The sequence below is a fragment of the Bartonella taylorii 8TBB genome, assembly GCF_902825155.1.
GTDB lineage: Bacteria > Pseudomonadota > Alphaproteobacteria > Rhizobiales > Rhizobiaceae > Bartonella > Bartonella taylorii_A.
In genome coordinates this window covers 1-1,292 of sequence record NZ_CADEAG010000032.1, presented here as the reverse complement: position 1 = coordinate 1,292, position 1,292 = coordinate 1, and the positions used below count along the sequence as shown (strand labels likewise).

The 1,292-nt window shown below is 40.6% G+C and carries 1 pseudogene; it reads right to left on the bottom strand.

The features are described 5' to 3' along the window. Positions 1 to 1,292 (bottom strand): annotated as a pseudogene (locus J7R13_RS08475) (hypothetical protein); the annotation flags it as partial.

Here is a 1,292-nt window from a genome sequence, read left to right as displayed (position 1 = left end):
ACTGTTTTAAGCTTAAATTTGGGAGCTATCCATTGGCCTTTCTCATACTTAGCTCCACCCCCTAAATACGTCGCAAATGTATCACCAAGCGAATAAAGCTGCTTACCCGTAACGGCATCGGTTGAATCCTTAGAAACATCACCATCTAAAAGAAACGTAATTTTGCTGTTTTCTTGTGTCCTGACGGATCTGCCCTTTTCTTCCTGTTTCTTTTCATGACGTGCGACAAAAGCATGAGCGTCATCACTCCATAACAAAGAATCCTGTGCTACACCTTCTGATACTTCCTTAATGCGCTGATTTACATTCTTGATATTTTCATCAAGCCCTGTAAACGCACCTCCTACATCTTGAAAGGTGGACTTGCTTACCTGACCATTTTCTGAAACATGCGATAATTCATAGGTCGGATGTGTAAAGGCACCCTCTTTAAATGCTGATCCTCCACCTAAGTATTTCGCAACTTCTTGAGAAATTGTATTAATCTGAGAGCCATTGACTGCATCATGCGACTTATCAGAAATACTACCATCAGCAACATTGTGGAGTGCTGTAAGGCTTTTTTCTTTACCACCAAAAGTAACACTCGTATAATTAGTTTCACCCTTTGCATTTTTATCATAATGAACAACTGCAGAATCTTCTGACTGAAGATGATTAATTTGGTTGGTGATCTCATTGGTAACTTTGTTCTGAACATTCGTGATAGAACTACCAACTCCAGCAAAAGCTTCCGCTACATTGCTATAGTCAATCTCTTCAGGGCTGCCATCCTCTTTAACTGTTTTAAGCTTAAATTTGGGAGCTTTCCATTCTCCTTTATCATCATAACCTGCTCCACCTCCTAAATACGTCGCAAATGTCTTATTCAAAGAATAGAGCTGGCCACCCGTCACAGCATCTGTTGATCTCTTAGAAATATCACCATTCGCAAGAAACGTAATCTTGCTGTTTTCTTGTGTCCTGACAGATCTGCCCTTTTCTTCTTGCTTCTTTTCATGACGTGCGACAAAAGCATGGGCGTCATCACTCCATAACAAGGCATCCTGTGCGACACCTTCTGATACTTCCTTAATACGCTGATTGACATTCTTGATATTTGTATCAAGACCTGAAAAAGCAGTTCCAACACCTTGAAAGGAACTCGCTGTTACAGCTCCATCTTTAGAAATGTAAGATAATTCATAGGTTGGCTCGGTGAAAGCACCGTTTTTAAAGCTTGCATTACCGCCTAAAAATTTTGCAATATCCTTACCGATCGTATGAATCTGACCACCCGTAACCACATCATG